Annotated in this window: 28 protein-coding genes, 2 tRNA genes and 1 pseudogene; all 31 read right to left on the bottom strand. The window is 54.2% G+C overall.

Annotated elements, in window-relative coordinates:
- Positions 1-30 precede the first annotated feature (30 nt).
- Entirely contained in the window at positions 31-2,301 is a 2,271-nt protein-coding gene (locus tag OWK27_RS03635) for a GDSL-type esterase/lipase family protein (RefSeq protein ID WP_267589851.1), read from the bottom strand.
- Positions 2,302-2,358: 57 nt separating this feature from the next.
- On the bottom strand, positions 2,359-4,836 hold the full coding sequence (locus OWK27_RS03630) for a host specificity factor TipJ family phage tail protein (protein ID WP_267589850.1): 2,478 nt from the start codon (positions 4,834-4,836) through the stop codon (positions 2,359-2,361).
- Complete coding sequence (locus OWK27_RS03625; protein WP_267589940.1) at positions 4,823-5,215, bottom strand: NlpC/P60 family protein; 393 nt, start codon at positions 5,213-5,215, stop codon at positions 4,823-4,825. The genes OWK27_RS03630 and OWK27_RS03625 overlap by 14 nt, the downstream gene beginning before the upstream one ends.
- 9 nt (positions 5,216-5,224) lie before the next feature.
- Entirely contained in the window at positions 5,225-5,695 is a 471-nt protein-coding gene (locus tag OWK27_RS03620; RefSeq protein WP_267589849.1) for a hypothetical protein, read from the bottom strand.
- Positions 5,695-6,192, bottom strand: coding sequence for a hypothetical protein (locus tag OWK27_RS03615; RefSeq protein ID WP_016245414.1), 498 nt, complete (start codon positions 6,190-6,192; stop codon positions 5,695-5,697). Before OWK27_RS03615 ends, OWK27_RS03620 begins: the two co-directional genes overlap by 1 nt.
- Positions 6,192-9,119, bottom strand: a complete 2,928-nt coding sequence (locus tag OWK27_RS03610) for a tail protein (tape measure) (RefSeq protein WP_267589848.1) — start codon at positions 9,117-9,119, stop codon at positions 6,192-6,194. Before OWK27_RS03610 ends, OWK27_RS03615 begins: the two co-directional genes overlap by 1 nt.
- A 12-nt stretch (positions 9,120-9,131) precedes the next feature.
- Positions 9,132-9,803: a DUF6246 family protein gene (locus OWK27_RS03605; protein WP_267589847.1), complete on the bottom strand. Its 672-nt coding sequence runs from the start codon at positions 9,801-9,803 to the stop codon at positions 9,132-9,134.
- Between the two features lie 57 nt (positions 9,804-9,860).
- A complete protein-coding gene (locus tag OWK27_RS03600; RefSeq protein ID WP_267589846.1) occupies positions 9,861-10,604 on the bottom strand; it encodes a phage tail tube protein in 744 nt (247 codons plus the stop codon).
- Positions 10,605-10,667: 63 nt separating this feature from the next.
- Positions 10,668-11,051, bottom strand: a complete 384-nt coding sequence (locus OWK27_RS03595) for a hypothetical protein (protein ID WP_267589845.1) — start codon at positions 11,049-11,051, stop codon at positions 10,668-10,670.
- Positions 11,048-11,512, bottom strand: a complete 465-nt coding sequence (locus tag OWK27_RS03590; RefSeq protein ID WP_267589844.1) for an HK97 gp10 family phage protein — start codon at positions 11,510-11,512, stop codon at positions 11,048-11,050. Before OWK27_RS03590 ends, OWK27_RS03595 begins: the two co-directional genes overlap by 4 nt.
- 2 nt (positions 11,513-11,514) lie before the next feature.
- Positions 11,515-11,865 carry a hypothetical protein gene (locus tag OWK27_RS03585; protein WP_267589843.1) on the bottom strand — a complete coding sequence of 117 codons (351 nt, stop codon included), beginning with the start codon at positions 11,863-11,865 and terminating at the stop codon, positions 11,515-11,517.
- Positions 11,865-12,038 (bottom strand): 50S ribosomal protein L13, encoded by a 174-nt coding sequence (locus tag OWK27_RS03580; RefSeq protein WP_103856694.1) that lies wholly within the window; start codon positions 12,036-12,038, stop codon positions 11,865-11,867. Before OWK27_RS03580 ends, OWK27_RS03585 begins: the two co-directional genes overlap by 1 nt.
- A complete protein-coding gene (locus OWK27_RS03575; RefSeq protein ID WP_125913376.1) occupies positions 12,038-12,418 on the bottom strand; it encodes a DUF7370 family protein in 381 nt (126 codons plus the stop codon). Before OWK27_RS03575 ends, OWK27_RS03580 begins: the two co-directional genes overlap by 1 nt.
- A 2-nt stretch (positions 12,419-12,420) precedes the next feature.
- On the bottom strand, positions 12,421-12,822 hold the full coding sequence (locus tag OWK27_RS03570) for a hypothetical protein (RefSeq protein ID WP_267589842.1): 402 nt from the start codon (positions 12,820-12,822) through the stop codon (positions 12,421-12,423).
- A gap of 11 nt (positions 12,823-12,833) precedes the next feature.
- On the bottom strand, positions 12,834-13,919 hold the full coding sequence (locus tag OWK27_RS03565) for a major capsid protein (RefSeq protein WP_267589841.1): 1,086 nt from the start codon (positions 13,917-13,919) through the stop codon (positions 12,834-12,836).
- 11 nt (positions 13,920-13,930) lie between these two features.
- Complete coding sequence (locus tag OWK27_RS03560; RefSeq protein ID WP_023311436.1) at positions 13,931-14,362, bottom strand: hypothetical protein; 432 nt, start codon at positions 14,360-14,362, stop codon at positions 13,931-13,933.
- 3 nt (positions 14,363-14,365) lie between these two features.
- Positions 14,366-15,751 (bottom strand): DUF2213 domain-containing protein, encoded by a 1,386-nt coding sequence (locus tag OWK27_RS03555; RefSeq protein WP_267589840.1) that lies wholly within the window; start codon positions 15,749-15,751, stop codon positions 14,366-14,368.
- A gap of 209 nt (positions 15,752-15,960) precedes the next feature.
- Positions 15,961-16,947, bottom strand: a complete 987-nt coding sequence (locus OWK27_RS03550; RefSeq protein ID WP_267589939.1) for a phage minor head protein — start codon at positions 16,945-16,947, stop codon at positions 15,961-15,963.
- Positions 16,895-18,283, bottom strand: a complete 1,389-nt coding sequence (locus OWK27_RS03545; RefSeq protein WP_267589938.1) for a DUF1073 domain-containing protein — start codon at positions 18,281-18,283, stop codon at positions 16,895-16,897. Before OWK27_RS03545 ends, OWK27_RS03550 begins: the two co-directional genes overlap by 53 nt.
- 80 nt (positions 18,284-18,363) lie before the next feature.
- A complete protein-coding gene (locus tag OWK27_RS03540; protein ID WP_267589839.1) occupies positions 18,364-19,923 on the bottom strand; it encodes a terminase in 1,560 nt (519 codons plus the stop codon).
- Positions 19,920-20,570: a hypothetical protein gene (locus OWK27_RS03535; RefSeq protein ID WP_112032432.1), complete on the bottom strand. Its 651-nt coding sequence runs from the start codon at positions 20,568-20,570 to the stop codon at positions 19,920-19,922. Before OWK27_RS03535 ends, OWK27_RS03540 begins: the two co-directional genes overlap by 4 nt.
- 3 nt (positions 20,571-20,573) lie before the next feature.
- Positions 20,574-20,792, bottom strand: coding sequence for a hypothetical protein (locus OWK27_RS03530; protein ID WP_267589838.1), 219 nt, complete (start codon positions 20,790-20,792; stop codon positions 20,574-20,576).
- A 120-nt stretch (positions 20,793-20,912) separates the two neighbouring features.
- Positions 20,913-21,467, bottom strand: coding sequence for a hypothetical protein (locus tag OWK27_RS03525; RefSeq protein WP_267589837.1), 555 nt, complete (start codon positions 21,465-21,467; stop codon positions 20,913-20,915).
- 49 nt (positions 21,468-21,516) lie between these two features.
- A pseudogene (locus OWK27_RS03520) lies at positions 21,517-21,843 on the bottom strand (Rha family transcriptional regulator); the annotation flags it as partial.
- Between the two features lie 10 nt (positions 21,844-21,853).
- Complete coding sequence (locus OWK27_RS03515; protein WP_267589836.1) at positions 21,854-22,348, bottom strand: GIY-YIG nuclease family protein; 495 nt, start codon at positions 22,346-22,348, stop codon at positions 21,854-21,856.
- A gap of 227 nt (positions 22,349-22,575) precedes the next feature.
- Positions 22,576-22,824, bottom strand: coding sequence for an Rz1-like lysis system protein LysC (gene lysC / locus OWK27_RS24345; RefSeq protein ID WP_420712929.1), 249 nt, complete (start codon positions 22,822-22,824; stop codon positions 22,576-22,578).
- Positions 22,718-23,194 (bottom strand): Rz lytic protein, encoded by a 477-nt coding sequence (locus tag OWK27_RS03510; RefSeq protein ID WP_094948165.1) that lies wholly within the window; start codon positions 23,192-23,194, stop codon positions 22,718-22,720. Before OWK27_RS03510 ends, lysC begins: the two co-directional genes overlap by 107 nt.
- Positions 23,182-23,826, bottom strand: a complete 645-nt coding sequence (locus OWK27_RS03505; protein WP_267589835.1) for a glycoside hydrolase family 19 protein — start codon at positions 23,824-23,826, stop codon at positions 23,182-23,184. The genes OWK27_RS03510 and OWK27_RS03505 overlap by 13 nt, the downstream gene beginning before the upstream one ends.
- Positions 23,810-24,181: a phage holin family protein gene (locus OWK27_RS03500; RefSeq protein WP_048961198.1), complete on the bottom strand. Its 372-nt coding sequence runs from the start codon at positions 24,179-24,181 to the stop codon at positions 23,810-23,812. The genes OWK27_RS03505 and OWK27_RS03500 overlap by 17 nt, the downstream gene beginning before the upstream one ends.
- Before the next feature lie 173 nt (positions 24,182-24,354).
- Positions 24,355-24,429 (bottom strand) — tRNA-Thr (locus OWK27_RS03495).
- Between the two features lie 5 nt (positions 24,430-24,434).
- Positions 24,435-24,509 (bottom strand) — tRNA-Asn (locus OWK27_RS03490).
- Positions 24,510-24,512: the final 3 nt, after the last annotated feature.

The following is a 24,512-nucleotide window of genomic DNA, read 5'->3' as shown; positions in this document are numbered from 1 at the left end:
CTGGAGGGTGGTAACCCTCCAAGCATTCAATCAAAAAGCAGAACTCATTGGGGCACCGTTAAAGTCCTGGGCGATCACTTCAATGTCCCAATATGCAGTTTTTGAGCCACCACTAACTGCACTCCAATCTGCAGATATCGTTAGCCAATCACCCATGTCTGTTCTTCCAGAACCAAAAGCAACATCATTGGCAGTGAAAGCCATATCCCTTGTTGGCATCCCGGGACCAAACTGGTTGGCCGTGAAATTATTAGCTTGTTGTTTGGCAGTTCTTGTGAAAGAAAACACAGGATAATCCGCAGCAGTGCCCGTCTGAATAAGAATTGTAGATTGGAATGTATCAACGTTTACAGTTGATCTATAGATAAGGAATTCAATTACATGAGTACCAAATGTTCCTCCTAGAGCCTTAATAGTTACTCGCGCTGTTCCGCAGTCAAAGAAATCAACTTTGTTGTTTCTTACTCTCCCTTTTAATGCCTCAGGCATTGGAAGAACGACATTTGGAAATGTAGATGCAGCAGGAACACTGCTGTTACTACCTACTGCATCAGGTATCAACTGTCTGGTAACGCCCATACTTCCAAGCTGATACCCCCTTCTGTTAGGGTTTGCCCTTCGCAATGGAACTGGACGAAGTGTTAACATCTGAATATATGATTCAGTTGTCGTTGACCCATCAAGTGCGTTAAAGAATGTGATGGTCTTCCAGCCTCTCCCATACAATGTACCGACAAATTTCGGAGTGCCACGGGTCACCGCACCATCCTTTGCTGTCAGGGTTCCTAAGGAATAACTTGATTTAAAACCCATGGACCTTTCATTGCTAATCTGACCAGATAGGCCATAGAAAGGAAAGTTTCCTGAGTTAGTGAACCAATTCCCAGCTACGCAACTTAGCGCACCATCTTGCCACGCACCAATAATATCAAATTCCAGCGCTTCGCAATCTTGATAGAAATGGAAAGATCCGACAGCTGGCTGATTAGCTGGGAAGGATGCTGTAATGCCAGGAATGGTGTAAGCGGCCGAGCTATAAGAATAAACCATGTTATTTTGAGGGTTACAGAAACCTATATGGTTATTTATCTGCCCTGGCCACATTTGTATTTCCTGAGAAACACCCTGATAAGTTTCAAGAAGACCGCCGGAAGCACACATTGAAACCAAAGATTCTCCAAGTTTCGCGTACCCCATGGAATTAAAGTGCGTATTATCTGACTGAACTGCACCATACAATCGGTTGTATTGAACCTCATGAGCATCAAAGAATTGGCATCCATATATTTTAGCCATATTCTTTACCTGCTCAGTCCAGATTTGAAAAACAGGGTTATTTGATCCTTGAGCTCCGCAGGCATTAGTCAAAACTACAACTCCAATTCCCCACTTTATAAACCGTCTGATCAACAGTTCCATATACTGCATAAATGTCTCATGGGTCTGACCATCTCCGCCTCCAGCATCGTTGATTCCATACATTAAAAACACAAGGTCAGTGTTAGGATTTACCTGCCAAGCAGCATTAGTATAAGCTCGGTATGCGGTCCACCCTGACATCGCACGATAAACTGGCGTGACGGTAACTCCGCACTGCTCAAGCATAAAATCAACAAACCTCTTAGGGTATGTTGTGGTGGCGTGGCGCGCTGTGTCTCCGTTCTCCGGAGGGACAGTGTCTGTTGTCACGATATCATAGCCAGCAGTCATTGAGTCCCCTTGAAAGAGGACGGAAATCGGTTGCCTCATGCGAATTTTGTAGTTCACTGATGCGAGCTTAGCTATGTTTTTAGAGCGATACTCAGCGCTATCGTTGGCAATAAGGAACTCCTGAACAGTGCGAGGGTCTCCGTCAGAATCTTGAGATCCTACAAGGGTTGCGCCTGTTGGTGCTGCCAGCGCTGCGCGGAGAGAAGCATCGCCAACACCAATCCATGCACCCGGGCCTATGCCGCCAGTGCTCGCTGGGGTTGAGTTAGCTGGAACCACCTTTGGCCCAGATGCAAATGAACCAGTCCATTTGTAATATTCACCATCAGCAGTATTCAGAAGCACTTCATTAGGCTGGTTAATAGTTGCGCCAGTGGTAAATGTCTTTCCGGTTAGGATCACATAGCCAAAGGCGGCCATTGCCTGTTGGGCAAGATAGTTATTACCTTCAATCGTGTAGTGCTTTTGACCAAAGCGATCGGTATACGTCCAGCCCATAGATGTGACGTATTCATCAATTTTACCGGTGTTAAATTTCAAATCGCGCGGGGATTCGCTTGGGACTGGATTCTGAGTAGGTGTAGTAGCCATATTGATTCCATAAAAAACCCGGCACTATGGCCGGGTCTGGTTGGTCGGGGACGGTTCTTATTGGTAGATGGCGTCGCTATATTCTGCGACGGTCAGAGATACCGTGTTATCTGTATTCGGTTTGATGCTGTTGACCGTCCATAGCTGACTGTCCAGTTCTTCCACCGTCGCAATGAGGTAGCGCGACGGGAGCTGCACAGTGTCTCCGTTCCATATGTTGAGCTGAATGTTGGGTATTGCCGCGATGAATCCGTACTTCGTGTCGCTACGGGCGGTGGCCGGATAGCGCTGAGTCGGGTTGCCCAGGCTGTCTGTAACCAGCACATACATCGAGCCGGTAAACGCGATCGGCTCGCTGGTATCAAAGCTATTACCGGCGCGGCCGGTGATGTAACCCTGTTGCTGGTTGCTGTCGTAGATATCCGCTATCTGCACGACACTGCCCACCTGCATGATCCCGTCCTCAAAAACTTTTGCGTTCATCTTCACCCGGGAGTAAACCAGGCGCTTTGTTTCGCGCAACGCGCGCTCCCGCGCTTGATACTCGTTACGGAAGCCGACTATCTCGATCTTGTTGGGGTTCTCCGCTTCCTGCTCGACGATAGCGCCGTTCAGGACGCGGTAGTTGATGTACGTCTTGTTGTTGGTTGTCGGATGAACGTATGACACTTGCACGCCGTCGTAACCTCCGGGCAGAGTTGCCTCGTACGTCATTTTGTACTCGTCCGTCTTCATGTTTGCCCGGTTGAATACAGCCGCCGGGTAATCAACCTTCTGATCACGGGTAAACGTCAGCACACCGTCGTCCCAGTACGCAATCACAGAGGCTGCATTGCAGATCGCCTGCACGCGGTCGCCGAGAGAATCGTTCTCGTCGTCAAACGTGTAGTCGAAGTAACCCAGGCGCTCATCAGGCAGGCTTTCAGCGATCGAGTACAGGCCGTAAAGGTCAATGCTGCTCACCGGCTGCTCACCCATAACGAGCCAGGTATGCGCCACTGCATCAGCGAACGAACGCGACGGCCTCAGCGTGTAATCAACGTCCTGCGTAGTCAGGTTGTAGCTGATGGTATGACGGGTAACCAGGGCGTTGTATTTGCGGTCACGGCTGCCCAGGGCGTTCTCTGTCGCCCTCACCTTCACGCGCACCAGCGTATCGGTTGGATGGACGACGTTGGTTCTGACGTTAACCGAGTGGATCTCCTCAACCTTCAGGATCGAGGCGTCACTCGAGTTATCAGTGCGCTGGAAGTTAATAGCATACTTGCCAAAACCGCCGGTTGGCGTCAGCTTGTCGGTGCGGTAAAACACCTCGCTAGATGATTTGTGCGGCGTTCCCTGATGATAGGTGAACGTCTGCTGAGTACCCGGAACCTGGTTGTAGTCGTCATCAATCTTCCAGATCGTGACCTTCCAGTCTGCCGACTTTTTACCGCCCAGCTGCACCTGAGTGTGCAGCCATAACTGGGCAGATTCGACCGGTGAGAAGAACGGGCCAACCACGAGCGCTTCGTTATCGTTTAGGATGAACTTCGTCGTGTTGATTGTCGCTGTCGCCGGAACGTCAGGCGGGCCAATCAGATCCGTCATGGTGAAGGTGTACCACCGGACCGGGTTAACCACCGCGCCGTCGTTTGTTTCGACAGCCGATATCAGCGTGCCGGAGAAATCGACATCCTGCGTAACGTTTCCGGTTGGCGTGCTGTAGGTGACGTTAATCGTGAAGGTGACGGCGTGCGGCAGGACCAGGCCCATGAAGTAATCAAAATCATCCTGCTTGACGATTTTTACTGCAATCTGCCCGCCGGAGTAAGTTCCGCTAACAACCGTAGTTGAGGTGGCTGTCTCGATCGGGAAATTGTCCGATTCGTTCTGGCCGGGCACTTCCTGACCGTCAACATCGTCGAACCCGTAGCCTTCGTTGATGGTAGGGATCACTTCACCCGGCTGGTAAAACTGGAACTCTGCACCGGCCATGCTTCCGAGGCTGGACTCTGAATAACGCACAGACTCGTAATCGTATTTGCCGATCCCGATGCACATCCACTCAGTAACGTACTTCAGGCCGCCATCCGTGTCGCTCTGGCGCACGTATTCGAACAGCGACTCCTGAATCAGGTCCGGGAACGAACGGATTTTTCCGTAGATGTCCGGTTTTGCTTTGTAGACGCGTGCCGTATTCGTCTGGCCGGTTAGGCTATTGTTTGGCGAGTCAATCGTGTTGCCGCCGGTATTGGCGATCGCCGGCTTTGGTGCAAGGAAAGAGAATACCGCGCCGACAACTTTGAAAATCGGGCTGAGAATGTCGCCAATGATACCCTTCGGCTGGTCGAATATTTGGACGGTGTCCAGTTCGCATAGCTCAAACGCCAGCTCATCATCTTCGCCCAACTTTACGCCGTTGCGGACGATCAGCAGATCGCGGTGAAAGGTAGCGTCATTGGCTGCAAGCCAGTCATAAAAAAGGGTGCCGTTTGGCACCCTGCAACGCAGCTTAGGCGTTCCTGGAAAATTCGATATCTCAACCAGCGCCATAAGAAAAATACTCCACTTTAGTGAATGCTCGCTGAATGACCAGCAACGAGTCCATGCGTACGCTTCCGTTCTCGCCGCGCGAGTGCAGCGCCTGCCTGTTAACCACCAGCCCAACGTGCGCTGGTTGCGCGCCGCGGTATCCAACAAATATCCCGCCCTCGACCGGTTTATCGACCTGGCGCCAAAAGACGACGTCGCCCTGATAGCAGGTGAAGAAGTCCTCACCGGCTTCGTAGTCCGGTGTCTGGTGCAGCTCAATGCCGAGCACATGCCTGTAAAACAACACGCACAATCCCCAGCAGTCGACTTTCTCAAACGAGCAGGCCCGGTTAGCCCACGGCACACCAATGACCAGCCGAATAAATTCATCTTTAGTCATGAGCATGCCTTATAGGTACTGGAGTCCAGTGTATTCGCGGGGATCGTATAATCTTCCAATATTATTATTGAGCGGATTTGTGACAGACAGAGTGACCGATGCGGCATCAGCGTCGATATCCACCGTCTTGACGTAAAGCTGCCAGGACTTAATCGGCACAGACACGTCTCCGCTGTCGAAGATCTGCCGGGTGGCCGTGATAGCTGTTAGCCGGGCCGCCCCCTTCCACTGCTTCATCAGCGCCTTGATATCAGACGACAGCCGCCCTAATTTCACCGTCGCGTCGATCACCGGCGTGCCGCTCTGCTGGCTCTCTTCGATTTCAAAGCGCGCCGGGGTGTACGCCTGGCCCCCGAGCGTCTTCGGAAAGAACTGCTTGTCGACCATGCGGACGTAACCAAAGGATGGATGGTAGAACGTGATGGTGTCGTACAGACCGCGCGTCGGCCGCTGCTGCTTATACTCCCTGAAGCTCGGCATTACGGCACCCTCGGTAGTGATTCCGGATCGCGTCCGTCCGGATAGCCAGTGACAACGATATCCAGCCACGAATCCCACGGCGGCGGCAGTTCAACAATGATGTCGTCGAATTCGTCGTCGGCGTTGTAGAGGTGGTTCGCAATAACTGTCCCCGTCCAGGTCACCACACCGCCGTCGATACTGGTTTGCACCGGCATCTGCGTGAAGTGAAGCTCCTGCAGCTGCAGGCCACTGCCGCCCAGGTTGATATTCATCCGGAACCAGTTCAGACCCCGGTTGAGGTAGTTCGGGCTGCGCAACCATTGCTGGAAAGCGCGCTCTTGCGCCAGCGTGAAGATCCACGTCAGCGACCATGTCACCTTCAGGTCGTCGGTCTGGTTTTCAAAGATGGCCGGGCCGACCGCTGGCTGATCGGTCTGGAACCCGGTGTCGAGCGTCATGTTTTTGCTGGCCTTCTGCGCCAGTGGCAGCCAGTCGGGATAGTCGATAATTGGCATCAGCCCTGCCCCCTTGGCGTGCGTTTAACATTGAAGTTACTGGTTATACCGCTGCTGATTGGCCCGCCGTTGTTCAGGTCTGCAACAATGACATCAACGGTAAGCCCACCATTTGCATCAGTACCAGCCTGTGCATCAACGGACGATGACGTGTAGTTCTGGATGTTGATAACTACCCCTCCGCCGCCAGCAGTCATCTCCTTGTTGCTGATCACCCTGCCATTGTCGCCCGGTATCATGTACTGCTTACCGGTACTGGCCTGATAGATCTCCGGCATGCCGCCTTCGCCGACCTGATACATCCCACCAGCCGAGACAGGCCCGCCGTTCTTGCGTTTGCCTGACAGTGCCAGGATGCCGGCCATCGCGCCAAGACCAATAGCAACAGCACCACCGAATGAAGCCACGGAGGACATGATGGCTGCTGGCGTCCATGCAGCAGTCGACGCAGCGGCTGCCGTGGTGCTGGCAGCGGATTGCACACCAATACCTGCAACCTGAGCTGACGTTGTCGCTGCAATTGCAGCCTGCTGGGCTGTGGAACCCATGATTGCCGACTTAGCCCAATCGACGCCCATTTGCACAAAGGAGTTAATCAGTTGGTTAACAACAGAGTTGGCGAGTGAACGAACAGCTTCCTCACCACTTTGCGTGCCAGTGATAATTCCAGCGAAAGCGCTGGATGCATTATTGCCAAGAGCATCAAGCGATGCCGCAAGCATCTGGTTGGCTGCGCTTTGCTGAGAGAATAGAGTCCACTGTGCCGCAAGGCGTTGCTTCTCGTATTCAGTGTCGGCTGCTGCGCGCAGAGCCAGTGCGTTCTGGTGAGTGATAAGCCCCTGTTGCTCGTATGCCTGAATAAGCGCGAGTTTTCGGGCGTTTTCATTCGCCAGTTGCTGAACCGGGTCCACGCCACCTACAGCATCTTGCTGTGGTGTCACCGCCTGCTGCGCGCGGATTTTTGCGAGATTTGCCTGGTGTGTGGCCTCGAGTCTCTCAGATGTCTGATTGAACTGCTCCTGACTGATTTTCTTAGCAGCCAGAGCGGTATTCAGATCCTGAACATCCTGTTTATAGCTTGCGTTTTCACGCGCTTCTGGCAGGAGTTTCTCGGCTGCGGCTTGTGCTTTGAGTGCGTTGGCCGTATCCCATTTTGCCGCCGCATACTGCCCAGCCAGCGCGATCTGTTCTTTAGTGGCTCCTTTTCCGAGAGACTGCTGCGCATTCAGAATCGCCTGCTCGCGACTCAGATTATTGGTTGAGTCGGCAGCGAGCTCTGACTGCTGTTTGAGGTTAGCAAGTTTCTGAGCAATAGAATCAGCCTGGGAGGCTCCTTTCTTCTGTTCGGATTTTAGGGCCTTCTGCGCCTCTGTATTTTTGTAAGTGGCGGCAGCGTCATCCTCCATCTGCTTGGCATGCGGATCATCCTTCGCAAATCCGGCATCTTCGGCAGCGTATTGAGCCTGCAACCGCGCGCGGGCCTCCCCCTGGAGCTTAGAAAGTGCCAGATTACGTTCTGACTGCTTAATCAGGTTCTTCTGTCCGCTGGTTAGATTGTCTGTCTCTTGCTTGAGCGCCGCGACGTTGCCTTTGGCGATTACCGCCTCACGCGAAAGTTCTACCAGCTTACCAACGAACGCTGTGAGCGCAGTTTGCCCCTTTTCAGTAGAGCTCTGCGTGTTCTGCAACTCTGTAGCCAAACGCTGTAAAGCCTCTGGCGATGGGTTTTTGGCAATATCTGAAAGCTGCTTGCTCAGTTCGAAAGCTTTCTGCTCGGTAATGCCGAACTTATCCGCCACAGCGCCAACCGTATTGCCGATGCTGTTCGCTGTAGCCTGGAACGCCTGACCTGCCCCATAAGCCTGCTTCATCGCATCGGAATAGTTATCCGTGGTGATTTCCAGAGTAGCCAGACGATCGTTAAAACCATCGACTGAAGCATAGCCACCGGAAAATGCAGAAAGCGCCTTGTCACCGAAGGAAAGTAACGAGCTCGAAGCATCGCTAATCGCCTTCGGTATCTTGTTGATAGCCTCGTTGTATTCCAGCAACGCCTGGTTACGCATCAGCGTTGCTACTTCGGTATTCGTTTTCGCGAGAAGTGCGTACTTATCAGACAGTGCGGCCACGCCATTTTGGGAAATGGTGATCACCTTATCCATCGCTTCGGCAGCATCTTTCAGCGCGTCCATGGCGTTCTTTCCACCATTAAGCGATGTAATCAGCACGCCAGCGATGACAGAACTCAACGCGATCACTGCGCCAACAACCGCGCCGCCCGGACCAAACGCGCCAGCGAGTTGTGAGCCCTGCTGGGAGAATGCTACCAATGCAGACTGCCCACCCTGGACTTGTACGATAAAGTCCTGCACCTGGTAACCGGCCTGCTGCATGCTGCTCTTCCAGCTGCCAGTGCCTTTTGCGCCACCCTCAGCGCCAGTCTTCATGTCATACAGTCGACCGGTCAATTCGCCGATCTTCTGTTTTTCTTCGTCTGTCGCTTTCGACCCGGCGCGGAGCTGTGCAGCAAGAACAGCCGCGCTGCGCGCTCCGTTCTCCTGCGCTTCATCCAGCACAGCCAACTGGTTACCCAGCGCCTCGATGATTGATTCTGCACGGCTAAATTCACTGCTCGCACCACCGGTGCCGCTCCTGGCCTCTTCCATTGCACGGGCAATGCCACTCACGTTGGTGTTCAGCTTGCGCAGCTGGTTGTCCATGGAGTTGGCATATCCAGCCAGCTCTGTAAACGCGGCCCCGGTTTGTGAGGTACTCTCGTCGAGGTTATCCATGCCCTTTCCAGATTGCTTGGCCGCAGCATCCAGTTTATCCAGTGCATCAATGGCCTGTTTGCCACCTTGTAACAGCGGCTCAACGTCGGCGCTGATTTCATAAACGATGCTACCGGCGCTCTTCTCACCTGCCATGTCATTCTCCGGTTATTGCTTTGCTTTTGCCCTGCGCGCGGCCTGTTTAGCCAGGTATTCGTCGGCGATGCTATCGTATTCATCGCGAGTGAAGCCTTTCTGGTCCGGATATTTCGCCGCCAGCAGCATCTGAAATTTTGTCATTGTCAGCCTGACCGCCTCGGCCTCGCTCATCCGAAAATGAGTCTGCGCGGCCACGACGTAATCCAGCGCCCTAAACTCGGTTGTCTTCTCGCCTGTTTCATGTCGTTGTAGCTGCCTTACCTTGGCTTTCCCTACAACTCCGTGCTGCATGAGGTGCTGCGCCAGCACGATGATGTCGTTCTTTGGCAATCTGCCCGGTCGGTAGACGACGCAGTGCCGCCACCCCTTCCACTCGCCTATCATTGGCGTCAGGTCGTCATCGCAGCACGCCTGAAGTACCAGCATGCACGTTGATAACAGCTTCTCAGCAGCACGGTTGAATGATGGGGATAACCACGCCGGGAAGCGCCCCAGCGTGCCTGCGCACACCTCTATGAGCTGAGCGACATCATTACCGTGGATGGTGGCGTACGCCTGCACAATCTCTTCCGGAGTGCCGATCCTCGTCATAGCCTCGAATGAAGGTCGCAACAGATAATCTTTCCCGCCTTCGCGGCTGTCGCTGATAGAGAGTTCGCCAATATCGGTTAAAGCGGTCATAGGCCTTCCAGTAAACGGTCATTATCAAGGGCAGCACGCCGCCCTTTGGAATGTCCGTTAGGTAACGGTAACCGTATGCACGGCCACATAGTTGCCGTCTTCGGTGTTGATGATGATCTGCGCGCTGCCGGTGGCTACACGCGTCACGGTAACGGTATTGCCGGAGGCAGTGGCCGTTGCTTTGGTCGCGTCGGTAGTCGCCACAGTGAAGTCTTTGTTGGTTGCGCCGGTTGGTGCGATATTCACCGTGAAGGTGCTGGTACCACCCGCAGCGCCCGTGCTGGTAGCCGGGGTTACCGTAACGCCAGTCACCGCCACCGCAGTCAGCTCGTTCACTTCGATGGTTGTGGCATCACCGACTTTGAACTCGGTGGAGAATGTGACGATATCGTTGGTACCGCCGTCAGAGCTCAGTGCCGTGATGTTCATGTAGCCGACGAATTCGACCGGGCCGTAATCCATGCGCACCCAGATACCCGGCTGACGCTTGGCCTTGAGCTCGTCAGCGAAATACTTGATGAACTTGCCGACGCCGTACTGATCCAGTTTATCCTTCTTGCGAACCTCGCCTTCAAAACTCAGGGTGAAGTCGCTGTTGGTGATGATGGTCTCGACATAGCCGCCGCCGTCATCCGCATCAGAGGTAACCGAGTTCGGGTTGAAGTCGAAGCCTTTCGACGTACCAGCGGCCAGCGCCATCCACTCAGACTCAAGTGGCTTGACGTCCGGGCAGCCATCGGCGACTTCCAGCACGACCGCACCGCCGAACAGGCGCTCGTTCGAGTTCTGGCAATTAGCCATGAGAAACTCCTCTTTGATGTATAAAAGAAAACCCGCAGAAGCGGGTTATTTGGTTGGGAATGGCTATTCGCCGTAAGTGCAGGCGAACTGGAGTCGGAAGACTATTCGCCCTTCTTCTGTGAGCACCGGCGCGGGAATTGCGCCCATGTTCTGGATGTAGCCGACACACTCGTCAGTCATGGGGTTGGCCTGGACGTAATCGACGATGCGCTGCACGGCATTTAGCGCGTCTTTGCGCTTATCTTTCGCGCCGACAACGTCGACCAGGACGTGATATTCGGATCCGAGATCAGTGCGGATATTCGACCCGCCATTTGGCCTGAACACCATGATCGCCTTCGACAAGTCTCCAGGGTCGTCGTACATCAGCTGCTGCACCGTGAAACCGGCAGTTAGCCCGGCGTCGCCGAACATGTTGCGCACCCGCTCGTGCATCATGGGTGTCATAGCGAAAGCTCCTTGCGCATCACCGCATCAACGTTATCGCGCTCGTCATTCGCGCCTTTGGTCAGGAATTGCGGCTCACCATGCGGATCCCAGTAGTTGCCCTTTCCGGTGCCGCCGCCGAACTCTTTCGGTTTCTGCGGACCGAACTCAGATCGGTTGCTGGTTATACCGAAGTGCGCGCGCGGCTGACCTTTCAGTTTGCCTGACGCTTCATGCACGTACGCGGCATAGTTGGCTGAGTAACCGATGCGCCCGGTGATGAGAACCCCGCCAGCGTCGATTTCGCGGAACTGGCTATTAATCAGAGTTGAAGTGTCGATCGGGGTGTAATATGCCGCCCGGGTGCCGATAAGCATCATCGCCGACTGTAGTGCGCGGATTACCTTGCGGCCCCTAACGTCATTTATGACATCGTTCAGGTGCTTTTTCGCCTGGCTGAAGCCCTTCACTTTGATGCCCATGGTTACACCCCGGTCAAAATTGCATAGTCATCTGCCAGGCGCTCGAACGTATCGGCGTAGCGGATAACCTGCCGCACCTCGTCGGCACCGGCCACAACCGGGTCCGCTTCGGTCGATACGCCAATCAGCAGGTAATCACCGGCGGCGGCCAGCGCGAACTCCGTCCAGACGGTATTCTTCACGACGATTTCAGCGCCAAGGCTGGCTAACTTCTTACTGAGCCCGCCCTCATAATCACAGAGGATTTGCTCAGGCTCGGCATATCCTTTCGGATCGCCGTATTCGTCATTGCCTTCCAGTTTGCGCCAGATAGTCGCTCTCGCGGTATAGCTCCAGTTCGCTACCGATGACATCAGCCCTCCTTCCAGCGCAGCACCTTCGCGCCAGTCGCCCGGATGCGCGCGCAGTTGATGAACCACTCGCCGTCCGATTTCACGTAGCCGGTAGTTTCCCGCCCGGTGTCGGTCATCACCCAGACGCGGGTGAACGAGCGCGGCAGCCCGTGCTTAACTGATTTGTATGTCATCAGCATCCCCCGACCACCATGAACAGACCGACGCTGTTACCGGCGCTGATCGGCAACTCACTGGTGCAGCCGCTGGTGTCGAGCCGGGCCAGCGAGTCACGCAACCAGGTAATGCTGTCGTCGCCATATTCAAACGAGCGGGACGCGCCAGACGGCGCTCCCTGGGATTTGATGCGGCGCGCGCCGGACGACGTAGCCATAAGCGCGGCGGCATACATCAGGATCAGCTTCGCGGTGCACTCGTCATACCCCGCGCCATCAAGGCACGGAATAATCTTGTTCACCACGCAGAGGATCGGCTCCAGCAGCGCGCCCGGAATGGAGTAACCCAATTCACCGAGGAACGCCTGCACGTCTGCCGCTGTAATTGGGTCAGCCATGGTTATTTCGCCTTCTTGGTGGCTTCTGCCAGTGCTGCCTCTGCGTCATCGACGCGCTTAGTGGCAGTTTCCAGCTCAGTAGCATGTGCCTGCTTCAACTGCTCCAGCACGTCGGCGTGCTCTTTGTCTTTCACTTCAGCGTCAGAATGAGCCTGCTTCAACTGCTCCAGTGCTTCATTGAGCTTGGCCTGCAGCGATAATTGGTCAGAAGAGACCGGTGCTGATGGCGTTGCCACCTCAAACACCAACTTTTCGCCCTTCTTCTTATCAGTGTCCTTTGCTTTGCCAGACGCTTTCCAGCGCGCTGCTGTTGCATCGTCCACTTCTACGATCGCACCAACCTCCAGTTTGCGGAGGTTGGCACCGGCGAAGACGTTACCTGCTGTGATTTCTACCAGTGCCATTAAATTTCTCCTTAGCTGCTCGCGAAGAGCACGCCATGTTTGAGGTTGATATCCTGCTTGACCATCAGGCCCATAGCGCCCCAGGTGCGCCAGATGTAGTCGCTGTTATAGAACTGACGAGGGTCAGCAACAGTGCCCACAGCCTGACCAGTGATCGGAGCTATAACGCCGGCAGTCAGAGGAACCACCAAAATCTGGTTACCTGTGAGTTCGGCGTCTTCTTTCACTGCGACAATGCCTGACAGCTTCAGGATTTCCTGCAGGATGGTGCCGGACTGGTAATTGTCGCTGAAATAGCGCTCCCAGTTGGACATGATCTCGCTGGATACGTACCAGGTCTGCGGAGCGTACTGGTTATTGGTGATTTTCATGGTGTCACGCAGGGCGATCGCACCGTTTCGGTTCTGTTCTGCGGTTGTAGTGCGGCTGGAGAAGTCGATGTTCAGGCCAGATGCGCCCAAATCAACCTGGCCGACGCGCTCATCGTTCTTCAGGCCTTTCCACGTTTTGCCATCGAAGGTAACGAAGTTGCCTTCCGAGTCGCGGAAACCGTTGAACATGTAGTCCACGATTTTACGGCGCACATCATCAACAGAGCCGCGCTGCGCATCGGCAAGTGATGCCAGTGCTGACCCTTTGTTGAAGATTGGATCACGCCAGTGGAACTTGAAGCCGCTGTCGTGCACCGGAACCATGGTGCCGTCAAAGCTGTAGGCGCGAGCATCCAGCGCCGCACCGATTTGGCCGGACATGGAAGTGTGCGCCCAGCCACGACCGCCGGTGCGCGCATATTCATACACAGACTCTTCCAGGCGGACAGAACGGGAGAGTGGCATCAGGTCGTTGAACAGAGTGAACTCCGTGTTCGGCTCGAACTGAGCCAGCACAGTCTGGTCATACGCGCGGTACATGCGGCGAATATCGTCGACAGCGTTCACTGCGTCCAGATGTCCGTTTTCACCGAAACGAGCACGGGCAATGAAGTCAGCGACAGACTGCGCACTCATGTTGCGCGCCATCTCCAGCTCGCGGAACTGTGCCTGGTTGACTTCGAGGTTACCGGTGCGTTCACCGATAGAGCGAGAAAATACAAGCATTCAGGTGCTCCTTACTTGATAACGACGCGCAGCAGATCGCCTGCAGCAACGGTGTACGCCGTGTCTTCTTCGACATATGCGCGGATGGACTCTCCAGAAGCGTGGGCTTTCACCTGGCCGTTTGCGATGGATAAAGGTTGGCCTTTTTTGTACGTGCCGGCAGCGGCTCGCACGTTCAGGAACATGCCCGGCATCGGATGGATGCCAACCACCAACTCATTCACAGGGATTGAGTCGTCAACCGTCTGGCAGCGCAGATAATCAAAGTCAGCGACATAGAGGATCGCCTCTTCGTTGCCATCAACCGAGGCCGTGAACTTGGCGGCGGAGAAGAAGCCAACAGTACCTGGCTTGGTGGCGGCCGCCGCGGCACCTTCACGGTTAAGCAGCGGATTAGGGAATACGCCACCGGCGTGGATTACGTGTTTTCCGTCTTTAGCCATTTTTTACTCCGGCATTTCGCTGACTGATTGGGTGTTGGTTGCCTGGCGGAATGCACCGTTCAGGCCGAAAGAGGTCTGGCATTTGGCGTACATGGCATCGAGCGCCTTGCCGTCCAGATCTGCGACTTCTTCATCGCTCATGTTCATCGCCAGCTTCACAGCCGCGCGCTTTTCGCCTTTCTCTTTGTCGGCGTTAGCGTTCAGGCTGTTGAAAACGACGTCCACGCGATCGGCGAGTGTTTTCGCCCACGCTGGCATCTCTTCGTTATTGGTGGCCTGCTCTTTTTTCTTGGGCTTGCCGGTTTCCGGATCGATTTCTTCATCGCCTTTTTTCTTGGCGGTGGCTTCTTCGGCCTTCATCTGGTTGTATGCGTCCATCAGCTCGGTGTCGGACTTGCCTTCGGTCGGCTTACCAGCGGCTTGCAGCGCATTGATAATCAGTTCTTTCATCGGATCGTTCTCTCCGTTGGTTTTAATCTCGTACTCAGTGGGTTTGCGCACGACTTCTACAGGTTCGCCGACGAACACGGCCTTGCCGTCGTCATCGATGAGGTACTTCTGCTTCAGGTATTTGGTGTCATCGCGGTAGATGAAGCTGTCCGGCCACACCGTTTCAGGCCAAAGCCACTTATCTTCGGCGTCACCCTCGCGCAGCTTGTCGCTGATAGCCCGGGAGATGTCGTCGAAAGAGAAGTTAGAGGCGTTGGTGAAGAAGAATTTGGTCTTGTTGAGCAGGCCATCGCGGGTGCAGTCGATACCATCAGCAAGGCGGGCAACTTCGATTTTCTGCTCATCACCTTCTGAGTTAACGAAGATGCCCACGCCCTCCTCCGGCGTTCCGGCTCCAGGCTCATCAAGCAGCACCGCCACATGGTCAAACATCATGTTTGTGGCGATCTCGTTGTACTTTTTGCCCTTCGACTCGCCGTTGGCAGCGATGCCGGAATACAGCAGGCCGGTGGAGATGTGGATCGGGTCGGAGTTGGTACTGGCCAGCATCTCATCCAGACGGTTAATCAGGCGCTTGCCCTTATCGCTGGATTCGGCGTACTGGCGGTTAACGTACATGTCGCCCGTCACCTTCCCGTCGTTGTGGCTGACGTTCTGCAGCCAGGCTCCGACGTGGTACTCGTTCACCGCCCTGACATCGCGCGCCGACACATGCTTGCCGTCCACTTTCGGGTGGCCCAGCGGCATCGGATTACGCTCAAGCGTGTTGTAGGCCTTTTCGATTTCTGCTGCCGGGTACAACTTCCGGTTCATCACGATATCGTCCACGACAGGCGTGATGCCGCGAACCACGATATGTGGCTTGCCGTCGATGGTTTCAGTGGTGATATTTGAAGCGGAGTTGACGACGGTCAGCACGTTAACGCGGTTGCGTTTCATGCTGGGTCCTCATTGGTGTGATTTCGGTGTTACTCTTCGGCGATACTCGTCGCTTTTCCTGTCTACGTCCCAATCAGCTAGCATCCTGTCATGGACTATCAGACCCTGAGCAATTGCCTTGAGCCTTTCTCTTGGGCGGCATATGGTTTCTGCGAATGAGTAGTGGATGTTCAATATCTCCACTGCATTGGCGGCATCACATGGATAAATCACGCAGCCTCCTTGACTGTCCATTGCTGACGCTCTTTCTTCAGCTTATTCGCCAGCCCTTCGTTGAATATGCTGCCGTCGTCGTTGAGCAGCACAGGTATCTGGCTGCAATAGCAGTTGTACCGGTTGCCGTTCTCAGCGTAGAAGTCCCGCACTTCTTCGGTGGTGTAGACCTTGCCATGGCGGCTGGCGTGCCAGGTGCGCGTCGTCGGCTTGAGTGCTGACAGCCACACCAGGCCGGTATTTAGCCCCAGCCTGTCAGCAGCCCAGTCGGTTTCGTTCCACTGCGCCTGTCGCAGCGCGCCGACCTGCTCAGTCTGAGCGATGGTCTTGGCCTTCGACATCGACACATCGAGGCGCTTGCTGATGACGCCGGCCGTCTCGCGAGGGTTTACGCCCCGCGCCACCGCATCGGTGATGATGTTGGTCAGGTCGCCGCGAGCTGTGTCACTGATGACTTTCCAGTCACTGAACGTTGTCAGTCGGGCCGCCGCTATCTGGTTCAGATAACCGGGGCTGCTTAAAAGTTGCTGTAGCGTGGTCTGGCTGGCGTAAACCTGCGACTGCACCGACAGGTTGGTGAAGGCGTTTAGCGTTCCACGGTCATACTCCGCAATGATGTAGTCCATAGCCCAGAGGTTCTGGCTGCCACCATCAAGAAGCTCATCATCCAGAATCGACTGCACAACCTGCAGCAGGTCAGCAAGTTCAGCAGAGGTCATGTCGTAGATGAACTTACCGGCATTGACCTGATACAGCGAAGGCTCAGCGCCCTCGTTGTTGCACATCATCCAGGACTGCTGTGCGTTTGCCTCTCGCTGCTGTCCGGTAAGACGCTGATCAAACAGCGTCTTAAGCCTGCGCTTGATGTTCAGATACCGGTCTTCGATATCATTGAACATCCGGCTTACCTGCCGCGATGACTGCGTGGGGTCAGTTTTGTTGCGCGGTACGATTGGCGTCCCGATTCTGGTTTGCGCTGTCATCATCATCTGTCAGCGGATCCTTATCGGTTTGCTTCACATCAGGGTTAGGGGTCTGGACGACCTTGCGAGGCTCCAGCTCCCCGACTGCGCGGATTTCGTTTTCATCCACCGCCGGTGTGCCGTATGCCTGCTGGGTATCTTTCGCCACGGCAGCCATTGCCTGCATGTTGGCAATCTTCTCTTTTTCGCTCGGTGCGAGCAGATCAGACCATGCCAGCGTGACCTCACCGGATGAAGGCGGGTCAATGACACCAACAGTCCAGAAGCGCTCAAGCACGCTCTCTACAATCGTCGACTGGAATCCCCAGCGGCGACCGTTACAGCGCTTCGCCCAGTCTGTCTTGTCCTCATCTGAGGCAAGCCTCCCCGTCTGCTGACCAAACAGAATGGTGAACGGGCATTGAATCGAAGATGCAAACTCGTTGGCGGCCACTGTCCATGTAGGGGATGGATCTGCAGCTGCAACGGAAAGCACCGACGGCGTGCCAGCCTGCATTACCAGGGCGGCATCAGTGCCACGGTTCATCTTGGCAACTTTGTCGTTAAGCGCTTCTCCAAGGTCTTTGTAGCCAGCGTCTGTGGCTGCCTTTGTCAGGTTCGCGATATTGGTTTCTTTATCGAACGCAATCCCGAGTTGGCGACTGGCATTCTTCAGGAACCCTTCAGCACTACCACCCGACACCTTTTCAAGGTCGAGTAGCTTGTTGTATCCAGCACGCAGGAATGGCACGCCTGAGAGCATGTTTTCGTCTTCAGACCCTTCGCAAAGGATGATGATTCGCTCGGGGTGTACGGTGACGCCGCGCACCGGGCCGTACGTGCCATCATCACCAACGGGCTGCTCGTTGAAGTTGTACGAAACTGGCTGGCCGTACGTTTCTGAAAGCGTGTCAGTGTCGAAGTTGCCCGGCTTTATCTGCGATTCCCACGCGGGGATCAGCTTAACGATGGCCTTGTCTTTCAGCCGTGCCACCACCGACCTGTCTACCGGCTCACTCCATTCCCTTCCGTCCCGGAACTGGATGAGCAATGCCGAGTACCGGCCAACCAGGTTACGGCGATCCGCATCCTTAATTTTCGGCCAGTGCTTCTTCAGCAGCTTAGTAGCTGATTTCTCCCAGTCCGTTGTCTCGGTTGACTCCTTGCCGTCGTCGCCATCGATGATCGTCGGGTTATCAACCCAGCACGAATCAAGAAGCTTATGTACGGCAGCAAAAGCTACAGCGTTGCGCTCATAGGCCCGGTAGTATCGGTCGAACTCGAGACTGTTTGGATAGCCGAACTCATCCCACAACTTCGTGCGTTTGGTGTTTCCCGGCTGGCCCGCGTACAGCATGCGCTGCCGCCCGATAGCTTCAGCAAGGGCATTAACGAGGAACTGTTCCCCGGTGCTTAATTCACTCACTGATGAGCTCCTTAGAAGAATACTGCGCCGACCTGCTTCGGCGAATGCAGTACGCGATAACGTGTTCCATCCCAGTCGTGGTCTTCTTGCTGAGTATCGACGTCATCAGGGTTTTTATCGTCACGAACGAGCACCGGGATGCGGCTTATCCAGCCACGGCAGTAGTCAAAAACGTAGAATGCTGGCTTCTCAGGCATGCCTGATTCCAGCTTCACGCCTTCAATCACCGCTTCGAGCATGTCCGCAAAAAGAGATGCGCCATTGATACGGGAGCCAGGCTTCTTATTAGCTGGCAACCAGGTAACGCCCTGCGCTTCCATCTTCTGAGCTATCGATAACTCGTTATCGCCGGTGTTGAATATCGCCCCGTCAGCTGGTCCGGGGATCACTTCGCTACAGATGCCCGGCATAATGTGAAGCTGGCCCTGCGTGACACCGTCGATTTGAATCTCTTCCGGCTCGTCGGCTTCTTCGCCCACCAGCCGCTTGTCAATCCACGCCACGCCTTTCGCGACGTTGGTGGATGACATATTCAGGCCTTTGTTCAGATCGTCAGGCGGGCAGCCGTACCACTCGCCGATCAGGATTATCGAACCTGCCGGCGGGCAGAACTGTCGACCATCTGGCAGCTCGGCGGCAGTACCATCAGCCTGCGCCCACCAGAGGTTAGAGAACGGCTTCGACTCACCCCAGTCATGGGAGCGGTCGACGGTCCAGCTATCCGGTATGCGGAACGGCTTAATGACGTGCAGCGATTCATTCCAAAGGTGGTCAAATCGCCCGCCGCTGGTCACATCCCAGGAGCCCTCTACCCACGCTTTGCGTCGGTTAGGGTCTTTGATGGCCATCAGGGTAGCGATGTACTGCGGGTCGAGGTACGGGTTCTCTTTGAACGATCCGTGGATTGCCACGCGGGTCAGCGTGATTTCCTCTTCTCGCTCATTCTGAGGGTTGAATACCATTTGCCGGTCGCGCTGTACGGTTCCGCGCGGCGCTGGCTCAATGAATCGCTTCTTCACCCAGGTATGCCCGATGCCGAACGGGTTGGTCGTGCTGAACGTCTCCAGCGGGATTGGCCTCAATAACTTGCCATTCTCCAGCGGGTAGTTTTCCGGCCTGAACGATGAGCGGCGGCAGGAGAACATCATTTCGTAGAATTCCGGGGACTGCTGCTTAGTCAGCTCGTTAAAGCCAATGAACGGGAATTCCTGCCCGTGGAAATCCCAGTAGTCGTCCGCCTCTTTGCCGAAGCGGAAGAGCAGTTCCTCGCCAGTAGGCCATACCCATCGCAATTCGCTCGCAGATGACAGATAGCGCGCGCCGTCGTTGAACAGGCGAAACATACGCTTAGACTGCGTAATGATGTCGGCAAGGTTCTTATATTCGGTGTCGAAGATGACGCCGCGCCAGAACGAGCCATAGCCCACGCCGACATTGCGCCGGAACCTGGCTAACTGCGCAGCGGTTTTACCCGGTCCACGAGTGCCTTCGAACAGAATTTCGTTACACGGGCAGCTCAGCGCCAGAGACTGAGATCCAGGCAGTGGCTTCCATACAGCTTTGTAATTCATCCACCGAGCACCCCGCCCTGTTGTTTCTGCGCTGCCGCTTCCCAGTCATCCACGCTGTCACTGGTTGGGACCAGCATGACGTTATGCGTTACCTCTTTCGTTTCCGCCTTATTCTCGATGCTGTACGCCTCACGCTCGAGGCCGATCAGCGTCTTCAGGCTGTCACTCAGGTCTTTCATGGATTTAACACGGGAAGGCAGGCTGATTATTTTGTGGTACAGATCGTTGAGCTTATCCTGACCTTTATCGTCCTCACGGCGCATCAGGTCACCGAGCATCTCAAGCGCGGCCACATCGCCACACTCACCGGCCAACTCATCGAATAGCATGTTTGTCAGTTCGCGAGCCCGTCGGATGTCTCCCCTGTGCTCCATGCGTACCGTGGCAATCACCTCGGCAGTCGCCTCTATCAGTACGCGTTCGGTCAAAGTGCTTTCGTTGCGTACCTGTTTGCGTACCTCCTGTTTGCGTACCAGATCGTCAGCCTTTTGCTGAATCTTCGCATTCAGGTCACGCGACCAGTCGTCACGCTTAGCACGCTTACGGATAGCACCTTCGCTGATGCCGTGTTGTGATGCTATTTCTCGGAGGGACATCACTCCGGCCCGGTACGCCGTCTCGATGGCCTCCCAGTCCGGTTTGCTCATTCGTTACTCCGTTGTTTGTTCTTCTGGCTGTACGATCTGCTCTGCCGGTACCGGCGTGAACTCCACGCGCTTCACATCAGCAGGAGCGAAATACAGCCACTCGCCCGTCTCCGTAGCCAGCGGCACAAAGCCGTTCACCAGCTCAGGCTGACGTCGTGACATCTTGCCCGTGAAGGTTTCGCCTGTCTGGGTGGTTAGCGTAATTTGGTAGATGTCGGGCATTGAGAGCCTCTTTATCCGCTTGTGGGGATATTCGCATTATTATCCGCTATAGGGGATAACGTCATTGCGATGGGTTGCCCCATGGGGATGGCAATAAAAAACCGCCCGGAGGCGGTTAAATCAAATCTTCAGTTTATTTCTAATGTGTTCTTTCATGATTAGCATATGCTCTTCTAAATCTATTGAGGACTGGTTAATAATCCTTGAGCTTTCTTCGACATCGGTGATTAAACCCCTACGGTAATTTTCGTAGAGTTCATTGCATTTTTTCATCTCAGACTGAATCAATCCAATGCGCGGGGTAAGCTCATAAAAATAGATGTGCAACAAGGATTCTAAACGATCAAAAACTCCAGGGCCGAGCGATATAGTATTGATGTAGTCATTGAATCCATCCCACTCACGCTGGCTCTTGATATACCTTATCTGAGCCATTTGGATCAGAAACAGCATCTTCTCCCAGCGACAGCAGAGAGTGTATAACTCCTCACCTTTATCCCTGACAACTTTCGAAGATTCCTTACTCGCCTCATGTTGGACTTGTTTCTGCCATCTTTCATCGGCGAAATGATTGGCAAGAAGCGCCCCGCCAAATGCACCAACAAGCCCTACGATTGGCGTAATAATATCTCGCCATGGGAAGGATATAACTGAGGTTGATAGTGATCCGGACATTAACCCTCCTTATCAAGAGTGATAATGTTACACCATTTAACTATTCCATTTACGGTTTAAAATAGTTACCAGCCAAAAGTTCTGGTTGCGTCACCTGCATGATGTGCTCATGCTCGAGTTCCAGAACTCGCTTCTCTTTCTTCCGCTCGTTCATTAACCGGCTGCCGATCGTGCCTTTCAGCTTTGAGCGAGTTTCTTTGATGGCGTAGCGGTGCTGCATTTCTTCGCCCATCGCCATGCGTCGGCTTAGCTGCTCGGCCATCCAGTTTAAGGCATTGATGTAACACTCCTTTACTGCGGCAGCTGTTTTGCCAGTGAATCCCATTACAAGCATCATCCAGCCATCTTTCGTGATGTTGTACATCAGGCGCACTCGTAAATGCGGCTTATGATGGTCGCTTATTGGCAATAAGGTTTCCGGGATATGATGCCAACTCTGAAAGGTGCTCTTTCATTAGACAAAACCACTCCCCATGCGCTCTGAACCCGCCATACTTCTGGTGCAATTCTGTCTCCAAACATCTCTGCGCCGGTATCTTTGCGATCATCTTCAGTGACGCTCCGCTCATCCGGGCAATTTCACTCACTCGCTTGTCTACACGAGTACTGAATCCGATTTTGGTAAGTCCGCTATCTTCTGCATGCAAAACATACACATGGGGTTCACCATCCGCCCTCTGTTTATTTACAGAAATCATGTCATGCATAAATCCGTGCCTAAGTAAGGCATCAAAGAAATGGGAGTTAACACACCCCGCTGCTTTAAGCTCATCGCCCATCTTCTGAATTTCAGCTAGAACATCCATCTCACCGGCCTGAGTTCGTAAATACTCCGAATACAGACGACCAATTCTTGATGCTCTCTCAATAAATTTATTCATCGCGATTACCTTTTAGTGAATAAGCCTCGTTGCCCAGATAACCGCCCACAGAGAAGCCGCCGCTTATAACGGTTATTTCCGAAGCTGATTCCTGAAAGGCTCTGTGTTGTTTAAAGCGCCGGGCATGGCGCGTGTGGTTTTAACTGCGGACATAAAAAAGCCCCGCCGATGCGAGGCTCTGTGATTCTGCTACGGTTAAAGTCCAGAGGAGAGACTGTGTCAGAACCTCAGGGATGAGGCTCTTTATCTGTCACCTGCAGTTTTCTAATCGCTGCCCTGTCGTAATTGCACTGGCCGACGATCCCGTAAAGTGTTGCGTTCATCGATACGCTGTCACCGTATGAGGGATTGTCTGGCAGATCAGGCACATCAATTCGCGACGTCAGATCCGCCGGAAGGTTCAGGGCCGGCTGCTTTATCACCCGGTATTCCACGGGCGGCTTCTGCTGCTGCGCGCAACCGCTCAACAGCGGCATCAGGAACAGGAGCAGCAGCGCACTTATCTGCCGCCAGGTAGCGCTTAATCTCGCTCTGGAGCATTCGGTTCTGCTTGGCCGACTCAGCCCGTTGTTCTGCGACTTCAGACATGACCACGTTTTGCCTGTTAACGGCGCCAGCAAGTTCTTTAACACTCCCCGCCAGATCGTCATTTTTAGCCCTCAGGTCGTTGATCTGCACATCCTTGCTGTCGTTAAGCTGTGTCAGCCTGTCGTTCGTCGCCGTCAACTGTTGGTTGCGGGCATTAAGCCCCCACAGGCAAATGGCGACAAGGATGATGAACGCGCAAGGAATGAGAATGTGCGCATTGTTTTTGAAAATGCGGAATAAACTGATTAACCCGAACATAAAACCCCCTTAGCTTTAGTCAAGCGGGCTTTCCTGTCCTCCAGTCCGTTGGTACCACCGTTGATGATTCTGGTGATGCGGCTAACATCATCTGAGTCAGCGATAGCGTTAAGTCCGTGATTGCTCCACCAGGCGGCTGCGGATTCAGCAGCATATTGATGCTGAGTGAGTAGTTCCGGGCTCTTCACGATATCAACGCCAAGCTGCTTCACCAGCGCGGCGTAATTCGCTTTCCCCGTCACCTGAATCAGGCCGCGCCCGCGGTAACGATATCCATCACCACTGTTGCGATCGCCGTTCCCGTTCCGGTTGGCGTAGATGATGCTGCCAATCATTTTCTGGTCGGCCGGATGAGCATTCTGGCCGGAATCAACACGACCATATCTGAAAGCATCTTCCTGGCTGATTCGATTGCCGAACATTGCCAGCAATGCGCCGTAGCGGTAATTCAGGCTCTCTTCCACATGCACGAAGCCAGATGATTCATGCCCAACCTGTGCGAGGAAGTGCGCCTGCCTTAAAGGTGTGCTTATGTCGTACTTCTGCATTGCTGCCAGCACGACTGGAAACCACTTCCCGGCCAGTGCCGAACTGGTGCCCGTTGCTTGCTGGAATTTACTGAGGGTCAGCATTTGCTTTGTCTCCCGGTTCATTCAGGCCAAGGCGACGGCGCGCATAGGCGAAAAGCGAATCCACCCCCACATACCCGACGCCAGCCGAGATCGGCCAGCAAAGCTCAGGGGGGAAATTCCAGTTAAAGATTGCCCATATAGCCGTAAGTGTCGGCTGAGCGAAAAAGCAAAGGATCCCGCACATCGTTGCGCCGGCGATCCGGTCTTTCCACTTTGATTTCGCGCCGCGCGAGGTAGCGAGTATCGACATGACAAAAGCCAGTACCGAATAGCCAGCTTCGTTTTTGTGGTTTACAAGCCACGCAAGCATCACCGCCCAGGTATCTGGTCTGTCTTGCATAGTGGTTTTCTTCATGTTCGCACCTACTTGGTGCTGGTTGATAAGGTCAGGCCCTCGGGACGATTTAACAAGTAGGCGTGTCGATGATGGTTCCCGGAGCCTGAAAATAAAAAAGCCAGCGACAGGCTGGCAATGTGAGGGTAAGGCAATGTCGGCTCTCTGGCCGAAGGGTCCCAGGTAGTGGGTTCTGGTGCCGGGCAAAGGAATCGAACCTCTGACGCGCAGCTTACAAGGCTGCCGTTCTGCCACTGAACTAGACCGGCGAATTTGGCGGGACAGGAAGGATTCGAACCTTCGACCATTCGGTTAACAGCCGAACGCACAACCGCTGTGCTTCTGAACCTGA

Origin of the sequence: Enterobacter cloacae complex sp. 2022EL-00788, assembly GCF_026627565.1 — a bacterium.
GTDB classification, from domain to species: domain Bacteria; phylum Pseudomonadota; class Gammaproteobacteria; order Enterobacterales; family Enterobacteriaceae; genus Enterobacter; species Enterobacter pasteurii.
The sequence above is the reverse complement of the archived record's forward strand: the minus strand, read 5'-3'. Positions and strand labels throughout refer to the sequence as shown.

Coding starts and splice junctions, on each gene's coding strand:
- OWK27_RS03635 (WP_267589851.1), bottom strand. CDS start 2,301: ATGGCTACTACACCTACTCAGAATCCAGTCCCAAGCGAATCCCCGCGC.
- OWK27_RS03630 (WP_267589850.1), bottom strand. CDS start 4,836: ATGGCGCTGGTTGAGATATCGAATTTTCCAGGAACGCCTAAGCTGCGT.
- OWK27_RS03625 (WP_267589940.1), bottom strand. CDS start 5,215: ATGACTAAAGATGAATTTATTCGGCTGGTCATTGGTGTGCCGTGGGCT.
- OWK27_RS03620 (WP_267589849.1), bottom strand. CDS start 5,695: ATGCCGAGCTTCAGGGAGTATAAGCAGCAGCGGCCGACGCGCGGTCTG.
- OWK27_RS03615 (WP_016245414.1), bottom strand. CDS start 6,192: ATGCCAATTATCGACTATCCCGACTGGCTGCCACTGGCGCAGAAGGCC.
- OWK27_RS03610 (WP_267589848.1), bottom strand. CDS start 9,119: ATGGCAGGTGAGAAGAGCGCCGGTAGCATCGTTTATGAAATCAGCGCC.
- OWK27_RS03605 (WP_267589847.1), bottom strand. CDS start 9,803: ATGACCGCTTTAACCGATATTGGCGAACTCTCTATCAGCGACAGCCGC.
- OWK27_RS03600 (WP_267589846.1), bottom strand. CDS start 10,604: ATGGCTAATTGCCAGAACTCGAACGAGCGCCTGTTCGGCGGTGCGGTC.
- OWK27_RS03595 (WP_267589845.1), bottom strand. CDS start 11,051: ATGACACCCATGATGCACGAGCGGGTGCGCAACATGTTCGGCGACGCC.
- OWK27_RS03590 (WP_267589844.1), bottom strand. CDS start 11,512: ATGGGCATCAAAGTGAAGGGCTTCAGCCAGGCGAAAAAGCACCTGAAC.
- OWK27_RS03585 (WP_267589843.1), bottom strand. CDS start 11,865: ATGTCATCGGTAGCGAACTGGAGCTATACCGCGAGAGCGACTATCTGG.
- OWK27_RS03580 (WP_103856694.1), bottom strand. CDS start 12,038: ATGACATACAAATCAGTTAAGCACGGGCTGCCGCGCTCGTTCACCCGC.
- OWK27_RS03575 (WP_125913376.1), bottom strand. CDS start 12,418: ATGGCTGACCCAATTACAGCGGCAGACGTGCAGGCGTTCCTCGGTGAA.
- OWK27_RS03570 (WP_267589842.1), bottom strand. CDS start 12,822: ATGGCACTGGTAGAAATCACAGCAGGTAACGTCTTCGCCGGTGCCAAC.
- OWK27_RS03565 (WP_267589841.1), bottom strand. CDS start 13,919: ATGCTTGTATTTTCTCGCTCTATCGGTGAACGCACCGGTAACCTCGAA.
- OWK27_RS03560 (WP_023311436.1), bottom strand. CDS start 14,362: ATGGCTAAAGACGGAAAACACGTAATCCACGCCGGTGGCGTATTCCCT.
- OWK27_RS03555 (WP_267589840.1), bottom strand. CDS start 15,751: ATGAAACGCAACCGCGTTAACGTGCTGACCGTCGTCAACTCCGCTTCA.
- OWK27_RS03550 (WP_267589939.1), bottom strand. CDS start 16,947: ATGACAGCGCAAACCAGAATCGGGACGCCAATCGTACCGCGCAACAAA.
- OWK27_RS03545 (WP_267589938.1), bottom strand. CDS start 18,283: ATGCTGTACGCGGGCCAGCCGGGAAACACCAAACGCACGAAGTTGTGG.
- OWK27_RS03540 (WP_267589839.1), bottom strand. CDS start 19,923: ATGAATTACAAAGCTGTATGGAAGCCACTGCCTGGATCTCAGTCTCTG.
- OWK27_RS03535 (WP_112032432.1), bottom strand. CDS start 20,570: ATGAGCAAACCGGACTGGGAGGCCATCGAGACGGCGTACCGGGCCGGA.
- OWK27_RS03530 (WP_267589838.1), bottom strand. CDS start 20,792: ATGCCCGACATCTACCAAATTACGCTAACCACCCAGACAGGCGAAACC.
- OWK27_RS03525 (WP_267589837.1), bottom strand. CDS start 21,467: ATGTCCGGATCACTATCAACCTCAGTTATATCCTTCCCATGGCGAGAT.
- OWK27_RS03515 (WP_267589836.1), bottom strand. CDS start 22,348: ATGAATAAATTTATTGAGAGAGCATCAAGAATTGGTCGTCTGTATTCG.
- lysC (WP_420712929.1), bottom strand. CDS start 22,824: ATGCCGCTGTTGAGCGGTTGCGCGCAGCAGCAGAAGCCGCCCGTGGAA.
- OWK27_RS03510 (WP_094948165.1), bottom strand. CDS start 23,194: ATGTTCGGGTTAATCAGTTTATTCCGCATTTTCAAAAACAATGCGCAC.
- OWK27_RS03505 (WP_267589835.1), bottom strand. CDS start 23,826: ATGCTGACCCTCAGTAAATTCCAGCAAGCAACGGGCACCAGTTCGGCA.
- OWK27_RS03500 (WP_048961198.1), bottom strand. CDS start 24,181: ATGAAGAAAACCACTATGCAAGACAGACCAGATACCTGGGCGGTGATG.